Annotated in this window: 18 protein-coding genes; 6 read left to right on the forward strand and 12 right to left on the reverse strand. The window is 72.6% G+C overall.

Features of this window, described 5'->3' with window-relative positions:
* Positions 1-363 precede the first annotated feature (363 nt).
* Positions 364-1806: a sigma 54-interacting transcriptional regulator gene (locus tag WMF31_RS05810; RefSeq protein WP_436600976.1), complete on the forward strand. Its 1443-nt coding sequence runs from the start codon at positions 364-366 to the stop codon at positions 1804-1806.
* Positions 1807-1957: 151 nt separating this feature from the next.
* Here WMF31_RS05810 and WMF31_RS05815 read toward each other — a convergent pair whose 3' ends face one another.
* Complete coding sequence (locus WMF31_RS05815; RefSeq protein ID WP_436600977.1) at positions 1958-3481, reverse strand: cellulose binding domain-containing protein; 1524 nt, start codon at positions 3479-3481, stop codon at positions 1958-1960.
* An 853-nt stretch (positions 3482-4334) separates the two neighbouring features.
* On the opposite strand from WMF31_RS05815, the gene WMF31_RS05820 reads away from it, so the two are divergent.
* A complete protein-coding gene (locus tag WMF31_RS05820) occupies positions 4335-5237 on the forward strand; it encodes a LamG domain-containing protein (protein ID WP_436600978.1) in 903 nt (300 codons plus the stop codon).
* A 273-nt stretch (positions 5238-5510) separates the two neighbouring features.
* On the opposite strand, the gene WMF31_RS05825 is transcribed toward WMF31_RS05820, so the two are convergent.
* The 8 genes from WMF31_RS05825 to mbhE all read right to left on the reverse strand — a co-directional run bounded on the left by WMF31_RS05825 (position 5511) and on the right by mbhE (position 11804).
* Positions 5511-5912, reverse strand: coding sequence for a hypothetical protein (locus WMF31_RS05825; RefSeq protein WP_436600979.1), 402 nt, complete (start codon positions 5910-5912; stop codon positions 5511-5513).
* A gap of 142 nt (positions 5913-6054) precedes the next feature.
* Positions 6055-6372 carry a monovalent cation/H(+) antiporter subunit G gene (mnhG, locus tag WMF31_RS05830; RefSeq protein ID WP_436600980.1) on the reverse strand — a complete coding sequence of 106 codons (318 nt, stop codon included), beginning with the start codon at positions 6370-6372 and terminating at the stop codon, positions 6055-6057.
* Positions 6362-6643 carry a monovalent cation/H+ antiporter complex subunit F gene (locus WMF31_RS05835; protein ID WP_436600981.1) on the reverse strand — a complete coding sequence of 94 codons (282 nt, stop codon included), beginning with the start codon at positions 6641-6643 and terminating at the stop codon, positions 6362-6364. Before WMF31_RS05835 ends, mnhG begins: the two co-directional genes overlap by 11 nt.
* A complete protein-coding gene (locus WMF31_RS05840; RefSeq protein WP_436600982.1) occupies positions 6640-7146 on the reverse strand; it encodes a Na+/H+ antiporter subunit E in 507 nt (168 codons plus the stop codon). The genes WMF31_RS05835 and WMF31_RS05840 overlap by 4 nt, the downstream gene beginning before the upstream one ends.
* Entirely contained in the window at positions 7143-8678 is a 1536-nt protein-coding gene (locus WMF31_RS05845; protein WP_436600983.1) for a proton-conducting transporter transmembrane domain-containing protein, read from the reverse strand. Before WMF31_RS05845 ends, WMF31_RS05840 begins: the two co-directional genes overlap by 4 nt.
* A complete protein-coding gene (locus tag WMF31_RS05850) occupies positions 8675-9046 on the reverse strand; it encodes a sodium:proton antiporter (RefSeq protein ID WP_436600984.1) in 372 nt (123 codons plus the stop codon). The genes WMF31_RS05845 and WMF31_RS05850 overlap by 4 nt, the downstream gene beginning before the upstream one ends.
* Positions 9043-9465 carry an MnhB domain-containing protein gene (locus tag WMF31_RS05855; RefSeq protein ID WP_436600985.1) on the reverse strand — a complete coding sequence of 141 codons (423 nt, stop codon included), beginning with the start codon at positions 9463-9465 and terminating at the stop codon, positions 9043-9045. Before WMF31_RS05855 ends, WMF31_RS05850 begins: the two co-directional genes overlap by 4 nt.
* Positions 9462-11804 (reverse strand): hydrogen gas-evolving membrane-bound hydrogenase subunit E, encoded by a 2343-nt coding sequence (mbhE, locus tag WMF31_RS05860; protein ID WP_436600986.1) that lies wholly within the window; start codon positions 11802-11804, stop codon positions 9462-9464. Before mbhE ends, WMF31_RS05855 begins: the two co-directional genes overlap by 4 nt.
* Before the next feature lie 550 nt (positions 11805-12354).
* Between mbhE and WMF31_RS05865 the strand changes: the two genes are divergently transcribed.
* Both WMF31_RS05865 and WMF31_RS05870 read left to right on the forward strand, forming a co-directional pair.
* Complete coding sequence (locus tag WMF31_RS05865; protein ID WP_436600987.1) at positions 12355-16260, forward strand: serine/threonine-protein kinase; 3906 nt, start codon at positions 12355-12357, stop codon at positions 16258-16260.
* 212 nt (positions 16261-16472) lie between these two features.
* Positions 16473-17276 carry a hypothetical protein gene (locus WMF31_RS05870; RefSeq protein ID WP_436600988.1) on the forward strand — a complete coding sequence of 268 codons (804 nt, stop codon included), beginning with the start codon at positions 16473-16475 and terminating at the stop codon, positions 17274-17276.
* Positions 17277-17456: 180 nt separating this feature from the next.
* Here the strand turns inward: WMF31_RS05870 and WMF31_RS05875 are convergent, their stop codons facing one another.
* The 3 genes from WMF31_RS05875 to WMF31_RS05885 all read right to left on the reverse strand — a co-directional run bounded on the left by WMF31_RS05875 (position 17457) and on the right by WMF31_RS05885 (position 21356).
* Positions 17457-17858, reverse strand: coding sequence for a hypothetical protein (locus tag WMF31_RS05875; RefSeq protein ID WP_436600989.1), 402 nt, complete (start codon positions 17856-17858; stop codon positions 17457-17459).
* Between the two features lie 1420 nt (positions 17859-19278).
* Positions 19279-20175: an MBL fold metallo-hydrolase gene (locus tag WMF31_RS05880; RefSeq protein ID WP_436600990.1), complete on the reverse strand. Its 897-nt coding sequence runs from the start codon at positions 20173-20175 to the stop codon at positions 19279-19281.
* The gene (locus WMF31_RS05885) at positions 20172-21356 is read right to left on the reverse strand and encodes a thiolase family protein (RefSeq protein WP_436600991.1); all 1185 of its coding nucleotides are present in this window, start codon (positions 21354-21356) and stop codon (positions 20172-20174) included. Before WMF31_RS05885 ends, WMF31_RS05880 begins: the two co-directional genes overlap by 4 nt.
* Positions 21357-21739: 383 nt before the next feature.
* Here WMF31_RS05885 and WMF31_RS05890 point away from each other — a divergent pair, with 383 nt between their 5' ends.
* Positions 21740-22315 (forward strand): peroxiredoxin, encoded by a 576-nt coding sequence (locus tag WMF31_RS05890; RefSeq protein WP_436600992.1) that lies wholly within the window; start codon positions 21740-21742, stop codon positions 22313-22315.
* A 274-nt stretch (positions 22316-22589) separates the two neighbouring features.
* Entirely contained in the window at positions 22590-24749 is a 2160-nt protein-coding gene (locus tag WMF31_RS05895) for a glycosyl hydrolase (RefSeq protein WP_436600993.1), read from the forward strand.

A 24749-nucleotide genomic window follows, 5' to 3' on the forward strand; every position in this document is an offset into this window, starting at 1 on the left:
AGCGAGCAGCGGACCGCCAGCAACGGACGACCGCCGGTGACCGGCGAGCAACGGACCGCGCGCCGCTCGCGTTCTGCCCCCGAGCTCCGCGACGTCCTGAGCGACGGGCGCGCGGAGCCCCCTCGGCCCGCGCCCGACGAGCGCTGCGGCATGGCCTCGCGAGGCCGCCGAGCGGAGGCGGTGGGAGGAGATGGGTGGGCTCGGCAGCGGGTGGGTGAGAGGGGCGATCCGGATACCGCTCCGCTCCGCGGGCAACGCCTGAAACGAATTCTACGCTTCCCGGATGTGTGTTTGATACCATCGCAGCGCGCAATGCCCAGCGACAGCAGATCATGGCCGAAGGGTATCGATACTACAGCGTCGATGCAAATTTACATGCCGGTCCCGCATGGCGAGGGGGGAGGTGCGGGCATCGTGCTGCTCTACGCCGACAACTACGAGCAGATTCGTCCTGCCTACGCGCTGCCCGAGCGGGGCGCGGTCCTCGGCCGGGATCCGGGCGCCGAGTTTCATGTTCCGACGCGGGCCGCGTCGCGGAAGCACGCGCGGTTCGAGCGGCGCGGCGACGCGTGGGTGCTCACCGATCTCGGCGGCCGCAACGGCACGCTCCGGAACGGCGAGTTCGTGACGGAGGTGGCCCTCGCGCACCACGATGAGATCCGGATCGGCGACGCCATCTTCAAGTTCGTCGAGCGCGACGCCGAGAGCTATGCCCATTACCGCATCGACGGCGCCTACCTCGATGATCCGGCCGCGCCGGACCCCCGGCCGCGCTTCTCGACGGGCCGGATCGTCGGCGGATACCAGATCCAGCGCATCGCCACGGGGCTGCGCGAGGTCGCGCGCAGCGAGCTCTCGGTGCTGATCCGCGGCGAGAGCGGGACTGGAAAGGAGATCTTCGCCCGGCAGCTCCACGAGTGGAGCGGCCGGTGCGGGCCGTTCCTGGCCGTGAACTGCGCCGCGATCCCGGCCGCCCTCGTCGAGGGGGAGCTCTTCGGCCACCGGCGCGGCGCGTTCTCGGGCGCCGACCGCGACCGGGCGGGCATCCTCCGCGCGGCCCATCAGGGCACGCTCTTCCTCGACGAGATCGGGGACATGCCCGCGGAGGCGCAGGCGAAGCTGCTCCGGGTGATCCAGTCGAAGGAGATCACGCCGCTCGGCGCCACGCAGCCCGAGCAGATCGACGTCCGGATCGTCGCCGCCACCCACCGCGATCTCGACAAGCTCCAGCAGACAGGCGCCTTCCGGGCGGACCTGTTCGCCCGGCTGAACGATCTCAGCATCACCTTGCCTCCTCTCCGGGAGCGCAAGGAAGACATCTTCTCGCTCTGCATCGCGCTGGCGCGGCGCTACGGCCGCTCCGATGTCCGGCCCAGCATGGCGTTCATGGCGGGCCTGCTCCACCATGATTTCCCGTACAACGTGCGAGAGGTGGAGGCGCTCATCAAGCGCTGGGCCGCGGCGGACCGGGGCGCCGCGCTCGATCTCGAGGATCTCGGGGAGAGCATGCGGGACCGGATGAAGACCTACGCGGTCCGGAGCACGGCGTCCCGGCCTCCGCCGGCGCGGGGGGGCCGCGCCTCCTCGGCGCCGCCGGAGGACGAGGCGGCGCTGGACGGCGAGGGCGCCTCCGGGCTGAACGGGCCGTTGCCGCCGCGGACCGCCCCGGGGGAGAAGGCGCTGCGGCAGCTCCTGGTGCAGCACCAGGGGAACGTCGCCGCGGTGGCGCGCGTGCTCGGGCGGGATCGGGTGCAGGTGCACCGGTGGATGAAGCGGTACAACATGAACGTCGACGACTTCCGCTGAGCGCCAGGGACCGCGCCGCCCGCGGGCGAAGTCGCGGTGGCGAACCGGCGCGCGCCGCGGGGGCCGCGATGAGGCACCCGGCCGGGTCCGCCCGGCCGGGGTCGACACGACCGCGCCCGATCCGGGAGAGGCGCCGAGCAGGCGCGCTCGGCTACGGCGACAGGGTGAGCGCGCCCGCGTCGAGCGCGACCTCGTAATAGCCGTGCGGATCCCAGGTGAGCGGGACGCCGTTCTGCTTGAGCGTCCCGCCGTCCACCCGCACGCGCAGGTACTTGCCCGGCGGGAAGTTGGCCGGCAGGGTCCACCTCCACGTCCTGTCGCTGCCGGACGTCGCGGGCGTGACCGACGAGAGCACCTTCTGGCCGCGCCAGTAGGCGCCGACGTTGACCATGCTGTCGATCCACACGTCGCCGAGATCCTTGGTGTGCTGGACGTGATCGAGGAAGGCCCGGAGCGGAATGGCCTGATAGGCGCCGTCGCTGCCGCCGGTGAAGCCGTGGATGCAGAAGGTGCGCCACCTCCCGGCGGTCCGCGCGCTCGTGACCTGCTGGTCCATCACCGACGCGGAGGCGTTGGCAGGGGGGATGTAGCTTGGGAGATTGAACGGATCGGTCGAGTCGTTCGGGCCGATCAGGTTGTTGGCCACGCCGCGGTTGATGAGGAAGCGCGTCCGGGCGATGTTCGCGTACACCGACGAGCCGTTCGGGGCCGCCATCGTGTACGGCGTGATGCCGAGCGTGCTCTTGATGAACTGCGTCGCGGCGTCGGTGTCCGCGCCGGTGTCGTTGCTCGAGTGGCTCTTCGTGTGGTTGCCGATCTCGTGCCCGTCCCTCAGCGCCCTCTGCCACACCGGATTGCTGGACTCGCTCTTGCCGGTCTGGAGATAGAAGGTGAACGGCACGTCGAGCGCGTTCAGCGCGTCGTAGTTCTGGATCTGGCTCGAGTTCGAGTCGTCGAAGGTGTACGAGACGGCGCCGCGGAACCCCGCCCAGTTGAGCACGACCAGGTTCCCGGGCGCGCCCGACGGCCTGGGCACGCCGCCGCCGGGCGGGACCGGGAGCCCCGAGCTCTCGCCCAGGGGCCCCAGGGGCCCGCCGCCGCCGCCAGCGCCGCCGCTGCCCCCTGAGCCGCCAGCGCCGCCGCTGCCGCCAGCGCCGCCGCTGCCGCCTGCGCCGGAGCTCGCCGAGCTGCTGCTGGAGCTGCTCGACGACGCGCTGCTGCTGGAGCTCGCCGAGGTCGAGCCGTCGCTCCCGCTGCCGCTGACCGACGCGATCGTGGGCGTTCCGCTGCCGTTCCCGCAGAAGCCCCACTCCGTCGAGGCGCCCGCGGCCAGCGCGGCGTTCCAGCCCAGAGGGACGGCGGCGAACTGGCCGCCCGACGGGGTGCTGGTCACGTTCCACACGTTGCCCAGGGTGGAGCCGTTGAGCGCGACGACCACGCGCCAGAAGCTGATCGGACTGGCGCTCTCGTTCTTCACGATCACGCTCGCGCAGTACCCGCCCTGCCACTGCGACTGCATCCTGAGCACCGCCGACAGGGTGGAGTCTGCGCTGCTGAGATCGCTCTCCAGCGCCACGATCTCGTCTTCTTCGTCGTCGTAGGAGCCGACGCTGCAGGCGAGGAGGCAGCACGCGATCGCGACCGAGCCGTAGCTCAGCGAGCTGGTGAGACGCATGGTTTTTCTCCTTGGAGCGGCCGGTTGAGCCGCAAAGTAATCCGCGAGATGCTCAAGCAAGATGCTTACGTCTGCGCTCCACGCGCGGAGCGCGCAGCCCCGCGCGTGCGGGGATGTGCCCGGGGGACCGCCGCGGCCGGGCGCCGCGCCACCTGGGCAAGGAGGGATATGTGGCCTGGCCGCCGACGAATCAGCGCGGCTGCGCCCCCTGCCCACGAACGATGCTCAAGACCCAGTGCTCATGTCGTCGAGAAGCTCACATCGGCAGTCCCACTGCCCTGATATCCGTCATCCGTCTACGCGCGTTGAAGCTCGATACGAGCGCCGGCCGAGGAGGGTCAGGGCCGCCAAGAGAGTATAGAATACTCATGCAGGCACGGGGAGAAAGTCAAGAGTCTTTTCTTTGTCGCGGCCGCTTTGCCCTGCGGCGCCTCGCGACATACAGCCATGTTGCGCGCGGGGGGTCGAGCATGGAACCCAGACTCGTCCACTGTCCTGGAAAAGCGACGATATGCCGACAATCGATCGTCCTCCCGGGAGGATTCGAGCTCGGGCGCGGGGCATGTTCCATGGCTCATTGCAGATGATGCCCTGCGCTCCGGCTCCCGGTGGTCTCTGTCTGGCGCCATTCGGGGGCGGGCCCCTGCCATCGGTCGCGACGAACAGGGGCCGCTCGGGGCCACGGATCTCTCTTGCGGCGCTGCGGTTCATTTCTCTCCTCACGGCACCACGGGCGGGCAGCGCGCCTGGACGGGCGAGGGTCCCGGACGCCATGAATCGAGATTGTCCCGCGAGGCCCAGTGACATGACGCGATCGTTTGGGCTACGCTGGCGAGCCGTAGGAGCCTCGTTCATGCTCTTTTCAGTCCACCGGTTCACGGGCTGCCTGGGCGGCGCGATCGTCGTGTTGTTGTCAGGTTGTATCCTCGACGTCGCAGGCACCGGCGGCCTGCTCCACCGGCAACCCGACCAGGCCGAGCTCCCTCAGGAACCCGAGCAGCTCGAGCCGCCCGAGCAGCTCGAGCCGCCCGAGCAGCCGGAGCCGCCCGAGCAGCCGGAGCCGCCCGAGCAGCCGGAGCCGCCCGAGCAGCCGGAGCAACCCGACCCGCCGTCGCCGCCCGAGCCGCCCGAGCCGCCCGAGGAAGACCCCGTCGCGCTGTGCGAGCCATCGGAGTCGCTCATCGCGTGCCTCGCGTTCGAGGGAAATCCCGACGACGGCTCGGCGCACGCCTTCACCCCCGAGGTCGCGCGCGACCTGGGCTACGCGCCCGGGAAGCAGGGGCAGGCGCTCCTCTTGACGCGGGGGAGCAGCCTCCGCTTTCCCCATGACGCCGCGTGGACCGTCCCCGAGATGACCATCGATGTCTGGATCAACCCGGCTTCCCCCCCGGAGCACCATCGATTCACCGTCATCGACAGCAACGGAAAGCCGTCCCTCTTCCTGATGCCAGGCGGCGTGATCCGCTGCACCATGGGCATCGAGAGGAACGTGCCTCACCCCATCGTCCCGGGGGAGTGGACGCACATCGCCTGTCTGTCGGACGGCCACACGCAGAGCCTCTACGTGAACGGCGTCCAGATCGACCAGAGCACCTCCGGGCCGGTGCTCGCCACGGAGGCACAGCCGATTCACATCGGCTCCGAGCAGCCCTCCGGTCGAGACGAGTTCAACGGGCTGATCGACAGCCTCCGCGTCTGGAGCCGGACGCTCGCGCCCGAGGAGATCTGCGCCGCCGCCGGCAAGGACGGCTGCTGATCGGCGCGCCCGCCGCGCTCCGCGCTCTCCTGTCGAGGACACGAAGTGCCGCGTGACGGCCTTCGCCGCGTCGACGACCTGAAGGGCGTCCTGATGGCCTTCGCCGCGTCGACGGCCTGAAGGGCGTCCCGATGGCCCTCGCTGCGTCGAGGGCGATCACGGCCGCCCGACGGCCGGCGCGAGCCCCGGTGGATATCACCAGGGCTGCGAGCGGAAGCGGCTCGGTGCGAGCAGGGAGAGGGGAAAGCGAGGAGGGGAGAGCGGGGCGGAGCGTCAGAAGGGGAGGTCGCGGTGCTTCGCCTTGTACTCCGCCTTGTACAGATCGTGGCAGGTCTCGCAGCTCTTCTTGGCGCCGTCGATGTCGCCCTTCTTGGCCTTCTCCGCGCCCTCCTTCGAGATGGCGACCCACTTGCTCATCCCGGGCGGCGGCTTCGACGCGATGTACTCGAGCGCCTTGGCGATCTTCTCGCCGTCTCCGCTCGTGGTCGCCGTCTGCATCACCTTTTTCATCCAGCCCTGCATCGGACAGGGCTTCTGTCCTTTTTTACCGCAGTCGAACTTCTTCGCCTCTTCGGCGATCGACGCGGGGGCGTCCGCCGGCCCACCCGCGGCCCACGCGGCCCCAGCAAAGCCAATGCCGCCCATCAATACAGCACCCATCAGCTTCATGCTCATCGACATCCAATGTCTCCTGTAGGTGAGGCCAAGCTCTTCGATTCCATCGCAGCTCCCAGGGCCGCTGTCAACCTGGGCCTGGGGCATAGAGCGGCGCCGGAACGCGCCGCGCGGGGGTAGACGACATGGGGGGGCGAAAACTTCATTCGCGACGCCGCCGATCCGTCTCCGGAGGCCGCGCGACGCCTTGACGCTTCGCGGCGCGGCCGAGGATGTGCGCCCCGACCGGCGCGGTCACCCCGATGAACAGGAGCGCGAGCAGCGCCTTCGTCACCACGGGACCCTCCCGCGCGTGCAGCGACAGCGCGAGCAGGAGGAAGATGAGCCCGAGCGTCGCGGCCTTCGTGGGCGCGTGGATCCGCTGCGTGAAATCGGGCAGGCGCAGCATGCCGAACGACGCGACGAGCATGAAGAAGACGCCGAGCACGACGGCGGCGAGCGCGAGCACGTCAGTCCACAAGGGTCCCCTCCACGTAGGCGACCAGCGCGACGGTCCCGACGAAGCCGAGCAGGGTGATCACGAGCACCACATCGATGAACAGCGTCGTGTCGAGCAGCATCGATGAGACCAGCACCGCGCCCACCACGTTCAGCACGAAGCAGTCGAAGGCGAGCACCTGATCGAGCAGCGATGGCCCCCGGTAGATGCGGACGCCGCAGAGCAGCATCGCGAGCCCGAGCGCCGCGAGCGCGCCGAGGAGCACGGCGGACGTCGGCGTGAGCGCGGTCACGGCCCGTCCTCCGGGGGGCGCCGGCGCGGCCGCTCGCCGGACGCGCTCAGGATGAGGTCGGCCAGCCGGCGCATGCGGGCCTGCACCGCCGGCGGATCCGCGGCGTAGAGCGTGTGCACGAGCAGCGCCGAGCCGTCGCTCTCGGCGTCGACCGTGATCGTGCCCGGCGTGAGCGAGATCAGGTTGGCGAGCAGCACGACCTGCGTCCGCCCGAGGTCGCCCACGTCCAGCCGGAGGAGCTGCGGGTGGAAGGGGAGCTCCCGCCGGAGGACGTCGCGCGCGAGCTGCAGGTTGGAGATCACGAGCTCCCAGAGGAAGCTGCCGAGGAGCCGGAGCGACCCGAGCACGGCGCGCGCGTAGCGGGTCCGGACCGGGGGGCGCTGGCCGAACAGGAGGCCGATGAAGCCGAGCAGCACGCCGAACAGGAGGCCGAGCAGGGAGAAATCGCCGGTGAGGAACACCCACGCGAGGGCGAGCAGCAGGTTCAGCGCGAGGGGGCTCATCGGGGCCCTCCGGCCGGGGAGGTGGGGCCCCCGGCCCCCGCGGCGCCGCCCCGGCCGAGCACCGCGTCGACGTACGCCGTGGCGTCGAGGAGCTGCCACGCCGCGAGCCCGGCGTAGCGGTGGAGCGGCGGCGCGAGCAGGCCGATGACCACCGAGAGCGACGCGAGCGAGAGCGTCGCGGCCACCATCCCCGGATCGCGGCCGAGCGCGGGCGCGCGCTGGCCCTCCGGCGCGCCCCAGAACACGGCCACCCAGATCTTCAGCATCGAGGCGAGCGTGAAGAAGCTCACCAGGAGCGCGAGCGTGGCGACGAGGCCCGCCCCGGCGCCGTAGCCCTCGATGAGGAGGAGGAGCTTGCCCCAGAAGCCGCTGAACGGCGGCACGCCCGCGAGCGACAGCGCCGGCACGAGGAAGCCGGCGGCCACCCAGGGGTGCGTGCGCGCCATGCCCCGCACCCCGCCGAGCGCCCCCGTGCCGCCGACGCGCTCCGCGACGCCGCCCGCCAGGAAGAGCGCCATCTTCGCCGGGATCTGGTGGGCGACGAAGAAGAGGCCGGCGGCGACGGCGCCCGGCGTGAGCAGCGCGAGGCCGAAGACCATGTAGCCGATCTGGCTCACGATGTGGAACGAGAGGACGCCGCGGATCGTGTCCCGCCCGAGCGCGCCGACCACGCCGAGCACCATGGTCGCCCCGGCCGCGATCAGCAGCGCGGTCTGCAACGAGGCGGTGGGCGCGTGCCGGCCGAGCAGGGGGACCGAGCGGAACAGGGCGTACACCCCGACCTTGGTGAGGAGCCCGGAGAAGACCGCGTTCACCGGGATGGGCGCCTCCGGGTACGCGTCCGGGAGCCAGGCGAAGAGCGGCGCGAGCGCCGCCTTGACGGCGAAGACCACGAGCACGAGCGCCGCCGCGGACCAGAAGGCGCCCGGCAGCGCGCCCGCGGCCGCGCGCCGCGCGAGCTCGGCCATGTTGACCGTGCCCGCGGTGCCGTAGACCGCGCCCACGCCGCCGAGGAAGAGCAGGCTCGCGATGAGGTTCACGATCACGTAGGGGACGGCGCGCCGGAGCTGGACCTCGCGCCCGCCCAGCGCGATCAGCGCGAACGACGCGAGCAGCAACACCTCGAAGAAGACGAAGAGGTTGAAGTAGTCCCCCGTGACGAACGCGCCGTTCACGCCCGCGACCAGCAGGTGATGGAGCGGGAGGAAGTACCTCGACTCGCGCGGGCCGCGCAGGGACGCCGGCGCGTGGACGAGCGTCGCGAGCGACGCGATCGCCGCGAGCACGAGCATGGCGCCCGTGAGCGCGTCCGCGACCCACACGATGCCCACCCGCGGATCCCAGCCGCCGAGCCGCAGGACGAGGATGTGCCCCCGGGCCGCGCGGGCGGCGATCCAGCCGGCCGCGGCGAGCACGGCCGCGGCGCTCGAGAGGGACAGCGCGCGCTGGCGCCGCGCCCGGCCCGTGAGCCCGAGCAGCGCCACCCCGGTGAGCAGCGGGGCGACCACCGGGACGACGAGCGCCGCGCTCATGGGGACGGCTCCCGGTCGAGGGCGTCGCCGCCGTCGCCGCCGTCGCCGCCGCCGTCGCCGGGCGCTGGGGCGTGCGCGTGGGCGCGCAGCGAGAGCGCGAGCAGGAACGACGTCATCCCGAGCCCGATCACGATCGCCGTCAGCAGGAAGGCGTGCGCGAGCGGATCGGCGAAGGGGCCCGCCGGCGCGCCCCCGACGATCGGCGGCGCCGCCCCCTCGGGCAGCCCCGCGGAGGCCAGCACGAGGATGTTCACGCCGTTCGAGAGCAGGATGAACCCGATCACGACCAGCTGCAGGCTCGTGGACAGCATCAGGTAGACGCCCGCCGCGAAGAGGGCGAAGGCGCCGATCGCCGCGGGGCCGATCACGGCGGGCCCTCCCGCGCGAACAGCGACAGCACCGTGGCCGTCACGCCGACCACGACCAGGTACACGCCGATGTCGAACAGGAGCGTCGTGGTCGGGTGCAGCGTCCGCGCGGCGCTCACGCGCACCTCGGCGCGGTAGTGGACGAGGAACCCGTCGCCGGCCGCGGTCGAGAGCAGGCCCGTGCCCGCCGCGAGCGCGAGCCCGATCCAGGCCGCGGGGCGCAGCGCCCGGGCGAGCGCCGCCTCGGTCCGGGCGGCGCCGAACGCGAGCGCCTCGAGGACGATCGCCACCGAGGTGACCAGCCCGGCGATGAAGCCCCCGCCGGGGTGGTCGTGGCCGCGGAGCAGGAGGTACAGGGCGAACAGCGTCGTGACGGGCAGGATGCCCCTCGTCACCGTGTCGAGGATCAGCGATCTCACGGCGCCTCCCCGGGCGACGCCCCCCGGCCCGCCCAGAGGAGCGCGGCCGCGCCGAGCGCCGCGAGCGCGAGCACGGCGATCTCGCCCAGCGTGTCCGCGCCGCGGAAGTCGACGAGGATGACGTTCACCACGTTCCTGCCGCCCGCCTCCGGCAAGGACAGCGCCACCTGCGCCGCGCCGGCCGGGTCCCTGGCGGCGTGGACGCCGGCCGCCCACGCGAGCGCCGACGCGCCCGCGGCCGACGCGAGCGCGACGGCCGCGTGCGCGAGGCGGCGCGCCCGCGGGCGGCGGTCCTCGCCGAGCGGGGGGAGGCGGCGGAAGGCGAGCAGGAGCAGGAGCAGCGAGGCGGTCTCCACGAGGATCTGCGTGAGCGCGAGGTCCGGCGCGCGGAAGAGCACGTAGAGCAGGGCGGTGCCGTAGCCGGCGATCGCCATCATGAGCACCTTGGTCACGCGCCGCCGGACGCGCAGCGTGAGGAGCGCGCCGGCCACGATCATCGCGACCGGGAGCCAGGACACCCGCGGCGAGGGCGAAAGCGCCGCGGCGCCGCCCGCCGCCGGGCCGCGCGCGCCGTGGACGAGCGGGACGAAGACGGCGGCCGCCGCGACGAGCAGCGTCACCGCGACGTACCTCGGGTGCCCGCCCGCCTGGACGGCGCGGCTCACCCAGCGCGCGCCGGCGAGCGCGCGCGCCACGATCGCGGCCACCGGGTCGCGCGCGCCGCCCTCGGGGAGCGGCCCGGGCGGGGCCGCGCGCCGCCGCCACGCGAGGTGGCCGGCGGCGCCGAGCGCGTAGCCCGCGAGGCCGAGCGCGAGCCGCGCGTCGACCTCGTGCCAGAGCGCGACGCCCCCCGCCGGCGGGCGCGCCGCGCCCGGCTCGAGCGCGGCGCTGACGAGGCCGGGCGCGACGCCGCCCACGACCTGTGGCAGGAGCAAGAGAGCCGGCGTGACGAGCAGCCAGCCCGAGATCGCGCGCCGCGGGGTGCCCCGGCCCCGGGGCGGCGCGGCCTCGCCCCCGAGGACGCCGGCGAGCAGCGCGAGCGCGTAGGTCACCGCGAGCGCGCTGCCCGCGAGCGCGAGCGCGAGCGCGGCGGCGCGCAGGGGGCCCGCGAGGCCCGGGCCGGCCGCGAGCACGGCCTCGTAGAAGATCTCCTTGGCGAGGAAGCTCAGGACGAGCGGGGCCCCGGCGAGCGCGAGGGCGCCGACGCCGATCAGCGCGCAGCCGACCGGCTCGGCGCGGCACCAGCGCTCGCGCCGGAGCAGGCCGAGGTCGCGCGTCCCGGTCGCCTTCTCCAGCCACCCGACGAGCAGGAACAGCGCGGACTTGTAGAGCGCGTGGCTCGCGATCGCGACGAGCTCCCCGTGCGGGCCCGTCCGCGCGTGGAGGCCGTAGAGCGCGGTCAACAGGCCGAGGTACGCGGCGGTGCTGTAGGCGAGGAGCTGCTTGAGATCCCAGGCGCGCGCGGCCTGGAAGCCGGCCACGACGAAGGTGGTGAGCCCGACCGCGGTCAGCGCGGGGAGCCAGAGCGGCGAGGCGCCGAAGATGGGGGACAGGCGCGCCAGCAGGAGCACGCCCCCCTGGACCAGGGTCGCCGAGTGCAGGTAGGCGCTCACGGGCGCCGGGGCGGCCATCGCCCCGGGGAGCCAGAAATGGAAGGGGAACTGCGCCGACTTCGTGAACGCCCCGACCAGGAGGAGCGCGAGGGGCAGCGCGTGCGCCGGATCCCGGACGAGCTCGGCGCCGCGGGGCTCGAGCGCGGACAGGGTGGTCGTCCCCGCGAGCTGCCCGAGCAGGATCGCGCCGGCGAGCAGCGCGAGCCCGCCGCCGCTCGTGACCAGCAGCGCCTGCACCGCGCCGCGCCGCGCGTCGGCCTGCTCGAAATCCATGCCGATGAGGAGCGCGGAGGTGACCGTCGTGAGCTCCCAGAAGACGAAGAGGAGCACGAGCGAGTCCGAGAGGACGAGGCCGAGCATCGACCCCATGAACGCGAGCATCGCCGCCCAGAAGCGGCCGCTGCCCCTGTCCTTCAGGTAGTGCCGCGCGTACTGCACGACGGCGAGCCCGATCCCGCCGATCAGCAGCACGAAGAAGGCGCCGAGGTGATCGAGGCGCAGATCCGCGTTGATCCCGAGCGCGGGGAGCCACGGCATGGACAGGCGCGCCGAGCCGCCGGCCGCGGCCGCGGGCCAGAGCGGCAGCCCGAGGAAGAGGACGGCCGCCGGGGCGAGCAGCGCGACCCGCCCCGCCCACCGCGCGGGCAGCGGGAGCACAGCCGCGGCGAGCGCGAGCGGCAAGAGCGGGATCCAGGGCAGCACGCGAATCGCGAGAACTCCCATCATGTGTCCGGAATCACGTCCTCGCAGGGCGAGGGTGGGAACAACTGGCCCGAGCGCAGGGCGCCTGGCGCCGCCCGGAGCCCTCGGAGGGCTTCGTGGACCCCCCTCCGCTGGACCTCCTGGAAGAAGCGTGCCGCCCGCGCGGATCGCCCGTCCTGAACGCGCGCCGCGCGCGAAGAGGGCCTGTGGCGGCGGATCGCCCGGATCGCTCGATCCCGCAGCGCCGGAATCGCGATCCCAGGGGACGCATCAACGGTGATGTCGTGATGGGGTGAACGTAATGGGGCTGACGCGAACACAGAGGACGCATCAACGGTGGTGTCGTGATGGGGTGAACGTAATGGGGCTGACGCGAACACAGAGGACGCATCAACGGTGATGTCGTGATGGGAACAACGGAATGAGGCTGACTGCGAGCGTCGGGGACGCTCCGTACCGGGCGGGCGTGCCGAACATGGTTGTCGGCCGTGCGCGCACGGCGCCCCGCGCGGAAAACAAGCGGGCCTGTGCCGGACGGCCCGGACGCGTGATATCGCTGGATCCACGGCGGTTCATGCGTGCGGGGGAGATCGTCGACCGGCGGTTCGAAGTCGAGCGCCTCGCGGGCTCGGGCGGGATGGGGCACGTCTACCGCGCGCGCGATCGGCACACCGGCGAGCCGGTGGCGCTCAAGGTGCTCCGCCGCTCCGGAAAGAGCGAGCTCGGCCGCTTCTCGTGCGAGGTACAGGCGCTCTCCGCGCTGCGCATCCCCGGCGTGGTGCGGTACCTCGCTCACGGGATCACGGCGGGCGGCAAGCCTTACCTGGTCATGGAGTGGGTCTCTGGCGAGACGCTCGCCGAGCGCATCACGCGGAGGGGCCTCACGCCGATCGAGGGCGTCGAGGTCGTCGCGAGGGTCGCGGAGACGCTCGGCGCCCTGCACCGCCGGGGGGTCGTGCACCGCGATCTCAAGCCCGGCAACCTGCTGCTCGTCGAGGGGCGGCTCGATCGGGTGATGGTGCTCGATTTCGGGATCGCGCGGTTCCGGATCGATCAACAGCTCACGATGCCGGGCACCGTGCTCGGGACCCCCGAGTTCATGGCGCCCGAGCAGGCGCGCGGCGAGCGGAGCGTCGACGCCCGGGCGGACGTCTTCGCGCTCGGCTGCGTGCTGTTCAAGTGCCTCACCGGGCGCGCCGCGTTCCAGGGCGCCGGGGCGCTCGCGGTGCTGGTCAAGGTGCTCCTCGACGAGCCGCCCCGCCTCCGCGAGCTCCGACCCGAGCTGCCGGCGGCGCTCGACGCGCTCGTCGCCAGGATGCTCGCGAAGCAGCCGGGCGCGCGGCCCCGCGACGGCGCGGAGGTGGCCGAGGCGCTGCGCGCGCTCGACCTCCGCGCCGCGGAGGGGTCGGCCGGCGGGGAGCCCGCCGCGCCGGCGCGCGTCCTGGAGCTCACGAGCAGCGAGCGGCGCGTCACCTGCCTCGTGCTCGCGCACGAGAGCACGGGGCCCGACGACGAGACGCGCTCGCAGGAGGAGGAGCAGGAGCGCGCGCTCGGCCGGGCGGAGGCGCTGCGCGCGCTCGCGGCGCGCTACCAGGGGCAGATGGAGCTCATCGACGCGAGATCGCCGCTGCTCGTGCTGACGAGCGCCGAGGCGGCCACGGACCTGGCGGCGCAGGCGGCCCGCTGCGCGCTGTCGCTCCAGGCGCTGCTCGGCGGCGCGCCGGTCTCGCTGGTCACCGGGCGGGCCGAGCTGTCGGCGAGGGTGCCGATGGGCGAGCTCATCGACCGGGCGGTGCAGCTCCTCCCGCCGCGCGGCGAGCCGGCGCCTCCGGCCGCGGTCCGGATCGACGACCTGACGGCGGGGCTGCTCGGCGGCCGCTTCGAGACGAGCTGCGAGGGCGGCGCGCGCTTCGTGCACGGGGCGCTGGACGATCTCGGGGGCGTGACGGCGCCGGCGCTGCTCGGCAAGCAGGTGGCGTGCGTCGGGCGCGAGCGCGAGCTGTCGGTGCTGCGCGCGGAGCTCGACCGGTGCATCGAGGAGTCGACCTCGGGCGCGCTGCTCGTGGTGGCGGCGGCGGGGATGGGCAAGTCGCGGCTGCGGCAGGAGCTCCTCGCGGGGCTGCCGGCGCGCGGAGGCCCCCGCGTCGAGGTCTGGATGGGCCAGGGCGACCCGATGAGCTCGGGCTCGGCGTTCGGGCTGCTCTCGCGCGCGCTGCGGCGGGCGATGGGCATCGTCGGCGGCGAGCCGATCGAGGAGCGGCGGCGCAAGGTGCGGGCGCGGGTCGAGCGCCACCCCGAGCTCGACGTCGCGCGCGTCAGCGCGTTCCTGGGCGAGCTCGTGGGGGCGCCGTTCCCGGACGGCGACGTCCAGGTCGGCGCGGCGCGGCGCAACCGGCTGCTGATGGGCGATCAGCTCCGCCTGTCGTGGGAGGAGCTCATCCGGGCCGAGTGCGCGAAGCAGCCGGTGCTGCTCATCCTCGAGGACCTGCAGTGGGGCGACCTGCCGACGTTGACGATGGTGGAGGCGGCGCTAAGGCGCCTCAAGGATCGGCCGCTCCTGGTGCTCGGGCTGGGCCGCCCCGAGGTGCACGAGCTCTTCCCGGGGCTGTCGCAGGGCGCCTTCGGCAACCAGCTCGCGCTGCCGCCCCTGACGCGCCGGGCGAGCGAGCGGCTGGTGCGCGCGGCGCTGGGCGAGGAGGTGAGCGGGGAGCTCGTCGCGACGCTGGTGCAGCGGGCCGACGGCAACCCGTTCTACCTCGAGGAGCAGGCGCGGGCGGTCGCGGCCGGCCACGGCGCGGACCTGCCGGAGACGGTGCTGGCGATGGTGCAGGCGCGCATCGAGGCGCTGGACGCCGAGGCGCGGCGCGTGCTGCGGGCGGCGAGCGTGTTCGGGCAGGCGTTCTGGCCGAGCGGGGTGAGCGCGCTGCTCGGGGGCGCCGAGGCGACGCGGTGGCTCTCGGAGCTGGAGCGGCGCGAGATCGTCCACCGGCGGGGCCCCGGGCGGCTGCGGGGGGAGGTCGAGTACCGCTTCCGGCACGCGCTGGTGCGCGAGGCGGCGTACGGCATGCTGACGGAGGCCGATCGGCGGCTGGGCCACGCGCTGGCGGGGGCGTGGCTCGAGGGCGCGGGCGAGCCCGACGCGATGGCGCTCGCCGAGCACTTCGAGCGCGGCGCGGTGCCCGCGCGGGCCGCGGCGGCGTACCTGCGCGCCGCGCAGCACGCGCTGGAGGGCAACGACCTCGGCGCCGCGATCGCGCGGGCGGAGCGCGGGCTCGCGTGCGCGCCGGAGCCCGCGGTGGTGGGGGCGCTCCGGCTGGCGCAGGCCGAGGCCCACGTGTGGCGGGGCGACCTCGCGCTCGCCGAGCAGCGGGGCACCGAGGCGGTGGAGCACCTCGCGCCCGGCTCGGCGCCGTGGTTCGCGGCGATCTTCCAGGGGGTCGCCGCGGCGAGCAAGCAGGGCGGCTTCGATCGCGTGGAGCGGTGGATGGCCGCGGCGCTCTCCGCGCCCGCGCTCGCCGGCGCGGAGAGCGCGAGGAGCACGTGCCTCTGCGCCGGCGCCGCGACGCTGGCGTTCGCCGGCCGCCCCGCCGTGGTCGACGCGCTGATGGCGGCGGTGGAGCGCGCCCTCGGGGACGGGCCGTCGGCCTCGGCCGAGGTGGTCGCGGGCCTGCACCAGGCGCGCGCCTTCCGCGCCATGAGCGGCGGCGATCCGGGCGCCTGCGTCACCGGCCTGGAGGCCGCGCTCGCGGCGTTCGAGCAGGTCGGCGATCGGCGCAACGCCTGCATCACCCGCGCGAACCTCGGCTACGGCTACGGGGAGCTCGGCGACTTCGGCGGCGCCGAGGCGGCGCTCCGGTCGGCGCTGGAGACCGCGGACAGGATGGGGCTCCACGAGGTCGCGGCGGCGGCGCAGGCCAGCCTGGGGCAGGTCCTCGCCTACCGCGGCAAGCTCGCGGAGGCGCGGGCCGTCGAGGAGGCGGCGCTCGCCTCGAGCCAGCGGCTCGGCGACCCGCGCGCCGAGGTGGTGTCGCGCTCGTACCTCGCGAAGATCGCGCTGCTCGCCGGCGACTTCGCGGCGGCGGAGCGGGAGGCGCGCCTCGCCGAGGCGCTGGAGAGCGCGTCGCCGCTGCGCGTGGCCGCCGCCGCGGTCCGGGCCCGGGCGCTGCTCGGGCTGGGGCGCGCCGGCGAGGCGCTCGCGGCGGCGGGCGAGGCCCTCGGCGCCCTCGAGTCGCTCGGCGGGCTCGAGGAGGGCGAGTCGATGATCCGGCTGGTCCACGCCGAGGCGCTCGCGGCGAGCGGCGATCCGGACAGGGCCGCTTCCGCCATCGCCGCGGCGCGCGACCGGCTGCTCGCGCGGGCGGCGAGCGTCCGCGATCCCGCCTGGCGCTGGCGCTTTTTATGTCTGGTTCCTGACAATGCCCGCACGCTCTCGCTCGCGGAGCAGTGGGTCGGTGCAGCGTGTCAGGTTGATCACGGCTGAATCCACGCGGGACATGCCAATTTAAATGGCTGACAGCGGCGGGCGATCGCCGTACTCTGCTCGCCGACGTGGGGAGTTCCCGGCTGTCGTCGCCGAAGGCGACGCGCCGGAGGGCGTGCTGTGATCGGGGAGCGGGAGCTCCCCTTGGCCCGCGACCGAGGTCTCATCACGTGAAAACCAGGGATGTATCCGGATGCCTAGGCATCCTCCTCATGACGGCGACCGGCTGCATGGCGACCGAGCTCGCGAGCGACGCGGACAGGGGAGCCGAGGATCTCGGCTCGGGCGCCGGCGCGCTCGTGAGCATGAACGCGCTGAGCGCCAACGCGCTGAGCTTCAATGCGCTGAGCTTCAACGCGCTGAGCTTCAACGCGCTGAGCTTCAACGCGCTGGGATCGGAGGCGGCCGGCGCGCTCCAGGATCCGGGCGAAGGGGGTGATCTCTTCCGGACGCTCGTGAGGTACACGGTGAGCTGCGCGCTCAACGGGTCCCAGTCGTTCAGCTTCTCCTGGACGGACGGCGCCGGCGCGACCCATGAGGAGGTCTATCCCGGACAGCTCGGCCTCGCCGCGGCGTGGGCCGACGGCGCGCTCGACGCGGCCGGCAAGCAGATGGTCTCGGCCTGCCTGGCGGCCAGGACGAACCGCTATGGTGTGTCGGTCGCCATCTCGATGCGTTCCCACGAGAAGCCGCTGCGCCACGACGTGGGGCAAGACGAGCTGGAGGATTACGCGCATGTCGAGGGGGCCTTCTGGGGGGACCTCTTCGCGGAGACGCCGCGCCTGCGCGCCTGTTATCACGCGCCGAGCGTCCCGGTCGCGCGCTCGGCGCAGCGCGATTGCGCCGCGGGGCAGCTCGACGGGGCGGGGGGCATCGAGGACTGCGGGATGATCGAGATCGTCGGCAGCTGCCAGGACCTCTGCGGCGGGCTCCATCCGCCGGGGCAGTATTACAAGGACTGTGATGACCCGGACTCGGGCAGGATGCGGAATGTCGTGACCACCGCGCTGGAGTGAGGGCGTCTCTACACGTACATATCTCCGAGCCGTCGAGGCAGCGGGGCCTCCGCCACCTCAGGCGTATGCGTCGGAACCACGGCCGGCCGAGGCTCGGTCCCAGGCACCGAGAGCCTGGGACTCACCCACCCTCGGCCGCCTGGCGCGGTCCGGTCTTGTTCGGTGCTCTTCTTGGGCAGCTCAAACTCTCTCGATCCTCTTGACCGCCGAGAAGAAGCCAAGGAGCCGCTCCAGAACCCCGGGATCACTCGTGTACACGATGTCTCCCCTGCCGGCAGCAGGAGCCATCACCAGAGCGTCGATGGTGAGCTTTGCTCCTTTGCGTTCAGTGTCTTCACCCAAGAATGCAAGAGCCTCGCCGGCCGCTTGTGCTTGTCTGTCGGTCAGAGGATCTATGCGCATAGACCGCAGGATTTTGCCTCTTTCCTTGCTCCAGCCGCGCCACCACTCGGCTAACACGATCTGTGGAATCGAGATGATCTTCCCGTCTTCCGTGGCCGTGGCGATGACGCGGAGGAGATTCGCGCGGCGGCTCTCGAGGGCGAAAAGGGCTCCGGTGTCGAAGGTGAGATTGGGACCCATCTCAAGAAGCCCAGCCCTTGCGAATAGCGTCCATCTCCTCCGGCGTCACGGTAACGCCTAGCTCCTCCAGCAGCTCACGTCGCGCTTGTCTCTCGGAAGCAGATGCCACTGGCTTGAGCCCGAGGCTCGCGATCAACGGCTTGGCGCCCGCCGCATAATATTCGACGGTTCCGTCTGCTCGGGCTCATCGAAGCGGGTGGCATGCGCTGCGATCAGCCGCCGAAGGGCTCGTTCGTTGATTCTGGCGACTTGTGCGGCGTCCATGTAAAAAGTTTACAGCGACAACATGCCGCCTGCAAGGCGTACGGGTAGGACGCGTACCTGCCCAACATTCGCAAGCCGTTGCGATGCAAGACGGAGAACAGGGGAAGGGTGGCGCGCCGGGCGCCGACGGTGCATCAGGCCAGGACATCGGGCGTCTCGGCGAGGATGGCTGGATCTGGATAGGAGAGCGGGCCGGGGATGGAGTCAGGGGCGGCGTGGGCGGCGGTCCTCGCGGAAGCGTCACCCTCTGGAGCGCCGCCTCCCGGCCGTGATCGTCCGGAGGGTCGGGCTGTGGCGGCTGTGGCGGCAAGGGCGGGACGGGGGGCAGCGCCGCATGGGGTCACGTGTACATGGCGACGGTTGGGCGGGTACCTCGATTCCTGGACGCCGCCGCCCGGTTCCTGGACGAGGCGGAGCGGTTCCTGGACGTCGCCGCCCGGTTCCTGGACGAGGCGGAGCGGTTCCTGGACGAGGCAGAGCGGTTCCTGGACGGGGCGGGGCGGTTCCTGGACGAGGCAGAGCGGTTCCTGGACGGGGCGGGGCGGTTCCTGGACGAGGCAGAGCGGTTCCTGGACGCCGCCGCTGGATTCCTGCGCTGCCCTTGTCGTCACCGCACGTGCGCCGGATTCGTGCTTCCACCGCGCCACCTCGTCTTCCCCTCTTACCGCTCCACGCGGACCTCCGTTAACCCGAAACGCTTGGGGAGGAGCGCATTCCCCGTGACCAATCCATCTGCACATCAGGAGATTCCGATGTTCAGAGCGAAGACCGACCTGGACCTGTGGATGAACGAAGCGCTTGCCTCTCCGGGAACTGCGGAGCTGACTATCTCCGTGCCCCTTCACGTGCTCTTCGGCGAGGCGGTCGACGTCGCGAAGTTCCACAAGGCGTACTGGAAGGCGGAGGTGAAGGACGGAAAGGTGGTGCGCCGCGGCCTCGAGATGGCGGCGAGCAAGAAGAAAAACGGGAATGCGCTGACGGCGAAGACCGGTGAGGAGATCCTCTCGCTCCAGCGCGCCGCCGCGGAGGCGGGCACGCGCTACCTGCTCGCCGTGGACCCGAAGAAGACCGCCCTTGGTCAGGCATCGCGCCCCCGCCCTTGGTCAGGCGTCGCGCCCCGCCCTCGCAGGCGTCGCGCCCCGCCCTCCGTCAGGCGTCACGCCCTGCCCTCCGCCGTCCGCCGCCACCGGTCCTCGTGGCGCGCGGCCCGCCCCTCGCGCGCCAGCTTGAGGAGGTGCGCCTCGAGGCTCAGCCGCGCGAGCGGCCAGAGCAGGCGCGGCGTGTCCGCGTAGGCGACCGGCAGGAGCTCCTCGAGGGTCGCCCCCGCCGCCCCCGCCTCGCCGGCCGAGCCGGCCGCGCCGGCCGCTGCTCCCAGCGCCGCGAGCACCTGCCGCTCCCTCCCCAGCCGGTGCGCGATGTAGCGCCGGAACAGCGCCTCGGGCGCGTCGATCGGCTCGCCGTGCGCCGGCAGCGCGACCCGCGCCCCCAGCGCCGCCAGCCGCTCGAGCTGCGCCAGATACACCGCCATGTCGCCTTCCCGGGGGTCGATGAGGATGGTCCCCACGCCGGCCACCATGTCGCCGGCGATGAGCGTGCCCCCTGCCTCGTCGAAGAAGCAGAGGTGGTCCGGCGCGTGCCCGGGCGTGTGCAGCACCCGCACCTCCATCGGCTCCGGCCCGCCGAGCCGCACGACGTCCCCGTCGGCCAGCCGGCGCGCGATCGGCACGTCCGAGAGGCGCGGCGCCGCCTCGGCGTGGGCCCAGACCGGCACGCCGAGCTCGGCCGCGAAGAAGCGCGCGCCGCCCACGTGATCCGGGTGGTGGTGGGTCAGCGCGATGGCGACCACGGTCCGCCCCTGCGAGGCGAGGCCCCGCGCCCACGCGAGCCACGCGCGGCGCTCGTCCTCGTACGGGGTCGCCGGCTCGACGAGCAGCACCTCGCGGCCGCCGAGCGCGTAGCTGTTCGTGTGCGTCGCCGGCGGCAAGGTCGGCGTGCGCGCGGCGAACGCCTCCACGAAGCGCGCGCCGCGCGCGACGGCCCGCGGCCGGATCACCGCTCGACGACGAGCGCCAGCGCCTCGCCGCCGCCGATGCAGAGCGTGGCGAGGCCGCGCTTCGCGCCCTGGTCCTTCATGGCGTGGAGCAGCGTCGTCAGGATGCGGGCGCCGCTCGCGCCGATCGGGTGGCCGAGCGCGACCGCGCCGCCACGCACGTTGACCTTCTGCGCGTCGAGCCCCGCGAGCTTGTTCACGGCGAGCGCCACGACCGCGAACGCCTCGTTCACCTCGTAGAGATCGATCTGGTCCGTGGTCAGGCCGAGCTTCTTCGTCGTGTTCGCGATCGCCGCGGCCGGCGCCGTCGTGAACCACTCGGGGGCCTGCGCGGCGCCGCCGTAGCCGACGATGCGCGCGAGCGGCGTGAGCTTGTGCTCCTTGACGGCCCGCTCGCTCGCCAGGACGAGCGCGCTCGCGCCGTCGTTGATCGACGAGGCGTTCGCCGCGGTGATGGTCCCGTCCTTCTGGAAGGCGGGCCGGAGCGACGCGAACTTCTCGGGCTTGCCGGCCGGCGGGCCCTCGTCGTCCTTCACGACCACGGCGTCGCCCTTCCTCTGCGGGACGGACACGGGCGCGATCTCCGCGGCGAACAGCCCCTCGCGCTGCGCCGCGAGCGCCCTGCGGAAGCTCTCCCGCGCGAACTCGTCCTGCGCCTCGCGCGAGAAGCCGTGCTCCTTCGCGCACGCCTCGCCCGCGGTGCCCATGTGGAAGTTGCCGTACGGGTCCCAGAGGCCGTCGTGGATCATGCCGTCCACGAGCTTGCCGTCGCCCATGCGGTAGCCGGAGCGCGCCTGCGGCAGGTAGTAGGGGACGTTCGACATCGACTCCATGCCGCCGGCGACGACGACGTCCGCGTCGCCGAGCGCCACCGTCTTCGCGCCGAAGATGACGGCCTGGAGGCCCGAGCCGCAGACCTTGCTCACCGTGGTGGCCGGCACCTTGGCCGGGATGCCGGCGTAGATGGCCGCCTGCCGGGCGGGCGCCTGCCCGATGCCGGCGGACAGGACGTTGCCGAGGAAGACCTCCTCGACGGCCTCGGGGGCGAGCTTCGCCCGCTCGAGGGCCGCCCGGATGGCGACCTCGCCCAGGCGAGGGGCGGGCAAGGGCGAGAGCGCACCCTGAAACGCGCCGATGGGGGTCCGGGCCGCAGCGACGATGTACACGGGGACAGGTAGGGTCATGATCTCCTCCAGGGGCGCTTTGCTGCGTCATTCGTGGACGCCGTCCATTGCGTCTCACGAATGCGCCTTGGTACCTCGTGCGACCGGCCGGGGCAAGCCGGCCCGAAATTCGCCTCGGCCTGCGCGCCGCCCCCCCTCGCGCTCGATCGGTTCTCCGGCGGTTCTCCGCCGGACGGACTCTGCCATCCGTCGCCGGGCCGGCGGACCGGCCGCGCCGCGCTCCCCCGGGCGCGCCGTCGGCGCCGGGCGAGCGCCTTTCGAGACCCTTTGCCCCTTTCGAGCCCCTTTGTGGTGCGCCGGCGACGCCGCGTGTATCGTGCCCGCCGCGAGGCCGAAGGGGGTCAGTCCTCCGCGGCGCCGACCCGACAAGGAGCGAACGAGCGATGGTGAATGCAGGCGACCGAGCCCCGGACTTCTCTCTCGAAAGCGACAAGGGCGAGACGGTGAGCCTCGGGAGCTTCGAGGGCAAGACGGTCGTCCTGTACTTCTACCCGAAGGACGACACGCCCGGCTGCACGCGGGAAGCGCAGGCCTTCTCTGCCGCCCTGAGCGCGTTCGTCGACGCCGGGGCCGTCGTGCTGGGCGTCTCCCGCGACTCCGTCGAACGCCACAGGAAGTTCAGGGACAAGTATGGTCTGAAGGTGACGCTGCTCAGCGACCCGGACCTCGTGGCGCACGAGGCTTATGGCGCCTACGGCGAGAAGTCGATGTACGGCAAGAAGGTCATGGGCACGATCCGGAGCACGTTCATCATCGGCCCCGACCGCACATTGGAGCACGCCTTCCGCAGCGTGAAGGTCGACGGGCATGCCGACGCGGTGCTCGCGCTCGTGCGCGGCGGCGGCGCGGCCGGGCCGCCTGCCCCGGCCCCGCGAGCGACCACGAGATCCGCCGCGAAGCCCGCGGCCACGAAAACCGCCGTGAAGGCGCGGCAGCGGCCCGCGGCCAAGCCCCGATAACGCGGCGCCTGTTTCGGCAGAACATCGACATCGTTGACTCCGGGGGTCTGAACGGCGCGATCCGATGATCGGCCGACTGGGGCCATCGTGGCGCGCCGCGGGCGAGCGCTCTGGACTGGACGTGTCCCGCGCTTCGTGAAAGAATCCTGCTTCGTTGCTTGCCAATCGATGAAATGACCACGGTGCCAGGGCTCGTCTCTCACACCGCCTCGCATCAGGCGGATCGATGAGCTCCGGAGCGCGAGGGAGTAGGGACATGGTTCTGAGATATCCGATGATGCGGACGTTGACTTTGCTGGGGTGCCTCGCGGCGATCGCCGCGTGCGGCGGCGACGATCCGCCGCCCAAGCCCGCTGCCAACGACGGTGGCGGAGGAGGCGGCGAGGGGGGCGCCGGCGGCGAGGGGGGCGCTGGCGGCGAAGGCGGCGAGCCGATCCAGACCTGGGAGCTCGATCGGAGCAAGCCGCTGTCGACGGACAAGCCGGCCTTCGAGGAGCGGGCGCACCCGGTCGAGCCGAGCGACGTCCGCGGCGACCTGAAGTCGCCGTACCCCACGGACGCCCCCTGGATGAACCTCGTGCTCGGCGAGGGCAAGCAGCGCATCCACGCGGCGCCGTACGATCTCAAGGCGCTCGGTCAGGAGCTGTCGATCTCCCGCCCGCAGATCGCCGTGGATCGCGCGTCGATCACGACGCCGGACGTGTCGCAGCTGCGGCTCAGCGCGCGCCAGGTCTTCTCCAGCCGCGCGATCCGGGAGTTCGATCCCCTCTCGGTCACCGTGGAGTGGACGGCGGAGGGGGGCACCATGAGGACGCCCATCGTGTACGGCATGCCGTACGTGACGGCCTTCTACGCGGGGATCGCCCCCTCCGTGCTCGCCGGCGAGGGCGTGGCGATCACCGCGGTGAACGGCGAGTCCTCGAGCCCGGCCACGATCAAGGACGAGCGATTCGAGGTCTCGCTGAACAACGGCCAGACGTGGATCATCTATGCATCTCCCGAGATCAGCCTCGAGTGGGACGCCGTGTCCATGAAGGCCGGCGAGCCTTACGTGGGCTCGCTCCGCGTCGCGCTCCGGCCCGAGGCGAACGCCGCGCCCGTGCTCGACAAGCACGCCGCGGTCATCCCGACGGGCGGCGACATCGAGGCGTCGGTGACCGGCGACTCGGCCACGGTGCGCTTCGCCTGGAAGACGGAGGGGGAGGGGGACCTCCTGACCATGGCGCTGCCGCACCACGTCGAGCACCTGGAGAAGGACGAGTCCGCGGACATCTCGTTCGCGACGGCGATCGGCACGATGAAGGGGGTCGTCGGCTCGACCTGGGAGTTCTCCTACCCGCTCAGCACGGTCGGCTGGGACGCGCCGCGCCGCGTGGCGGACGCGTGGGGCGAGGCCGTCGTGACGGCGCTCGAGGACGGCGACGGGACGTACAGGCCCGACGCGGACATCGTCGGCTCGGACCCGTACCTCGGCGGCCAGCAGATGGCCAAGCTCGCGCGGCTCGCGCAGATCGCCGAGGCGGTTCAGAAGCCGGATCTCGCGGAAGAGCTCAGGGCGCGGCTCAAGTCGCTCCTCAACGCGTGGCTCGACGGCGAGAACGATAACCCCCTTGTCTACGACACGACCTGGGGCGGCATCGTGACGACGAAGGGGATGGATGCGCCGGACAAGGAGCTCGGCGAGGGGTACTACAACAAGCACCACATCAACTACGGCTATTTCCTCTATGCCGCGGCCGTGCTGGCGAAGAGCGACGAGGCGTGGCGGACGAAGTATGCCGACAAGGCGCTCTGGCTGGTCCGGGACATCGCGAACCCGAGCGCGCGCGACCCGTACTTCACGCCTTTCCGCCACATGGACTGGTTCAGGGGTCACTCCTGGGCGACGGGGTTGATGGAGTCCGCGGACGGCCGCAGCCAGGAGTCGACGTCCGAGACGGTCAACGCGTGGTACAGCGTGCAGCTCCTCGGCGAGGCGCTCGAGAACGAGGATCTGAAGAACCTCGGGCGGGTGCTCCTCGCGGTGGAGACGGCCTCTGCGCAGACCTACTGGCAGATCAAGGCCCAGGGCTCCGTCTACGGTGCGCCGTTCAACGAGAACCGCGTTGTGGGGAATGTCTGGGGCACGCGGGTGGCGTCCGAGTCTCGGCTCGGCGCGGACCCCGCGTACGCCTTCGGTCTCCAGATCTCGCCGATCACGCCCATCTCGGAGTCGCTCCTCTCCAGTTCGTGGATCGAGGACGCGTGGCCGTCGATGGAGGAGGCCGCGGCCGGCGCGGAGGACCCCTGGCGCGCCTTCCTGATCGCGGCGCAGGCGACGATCGACGGCGAGGCGGCCTGGGAGGCGGCCGGTGAGCTGCCCGAGACCGCCTTCGAGGACGGGCTCAGCAAGACGGCGCTGCTCTACTGGATCGCCACGCGACCGCAGCTCTGA

The organism is Sorangium sp. So ce1036 (genome assembly GCF_051369805.1).
In the GTDB taxonomy this organism is placed as follows: domain Bacteria; phylum Myxococcota_A; class Polyangia; order Polyangiales; family Polyangiaceae; genus Sorangium; species Sorangium cellulosum_F.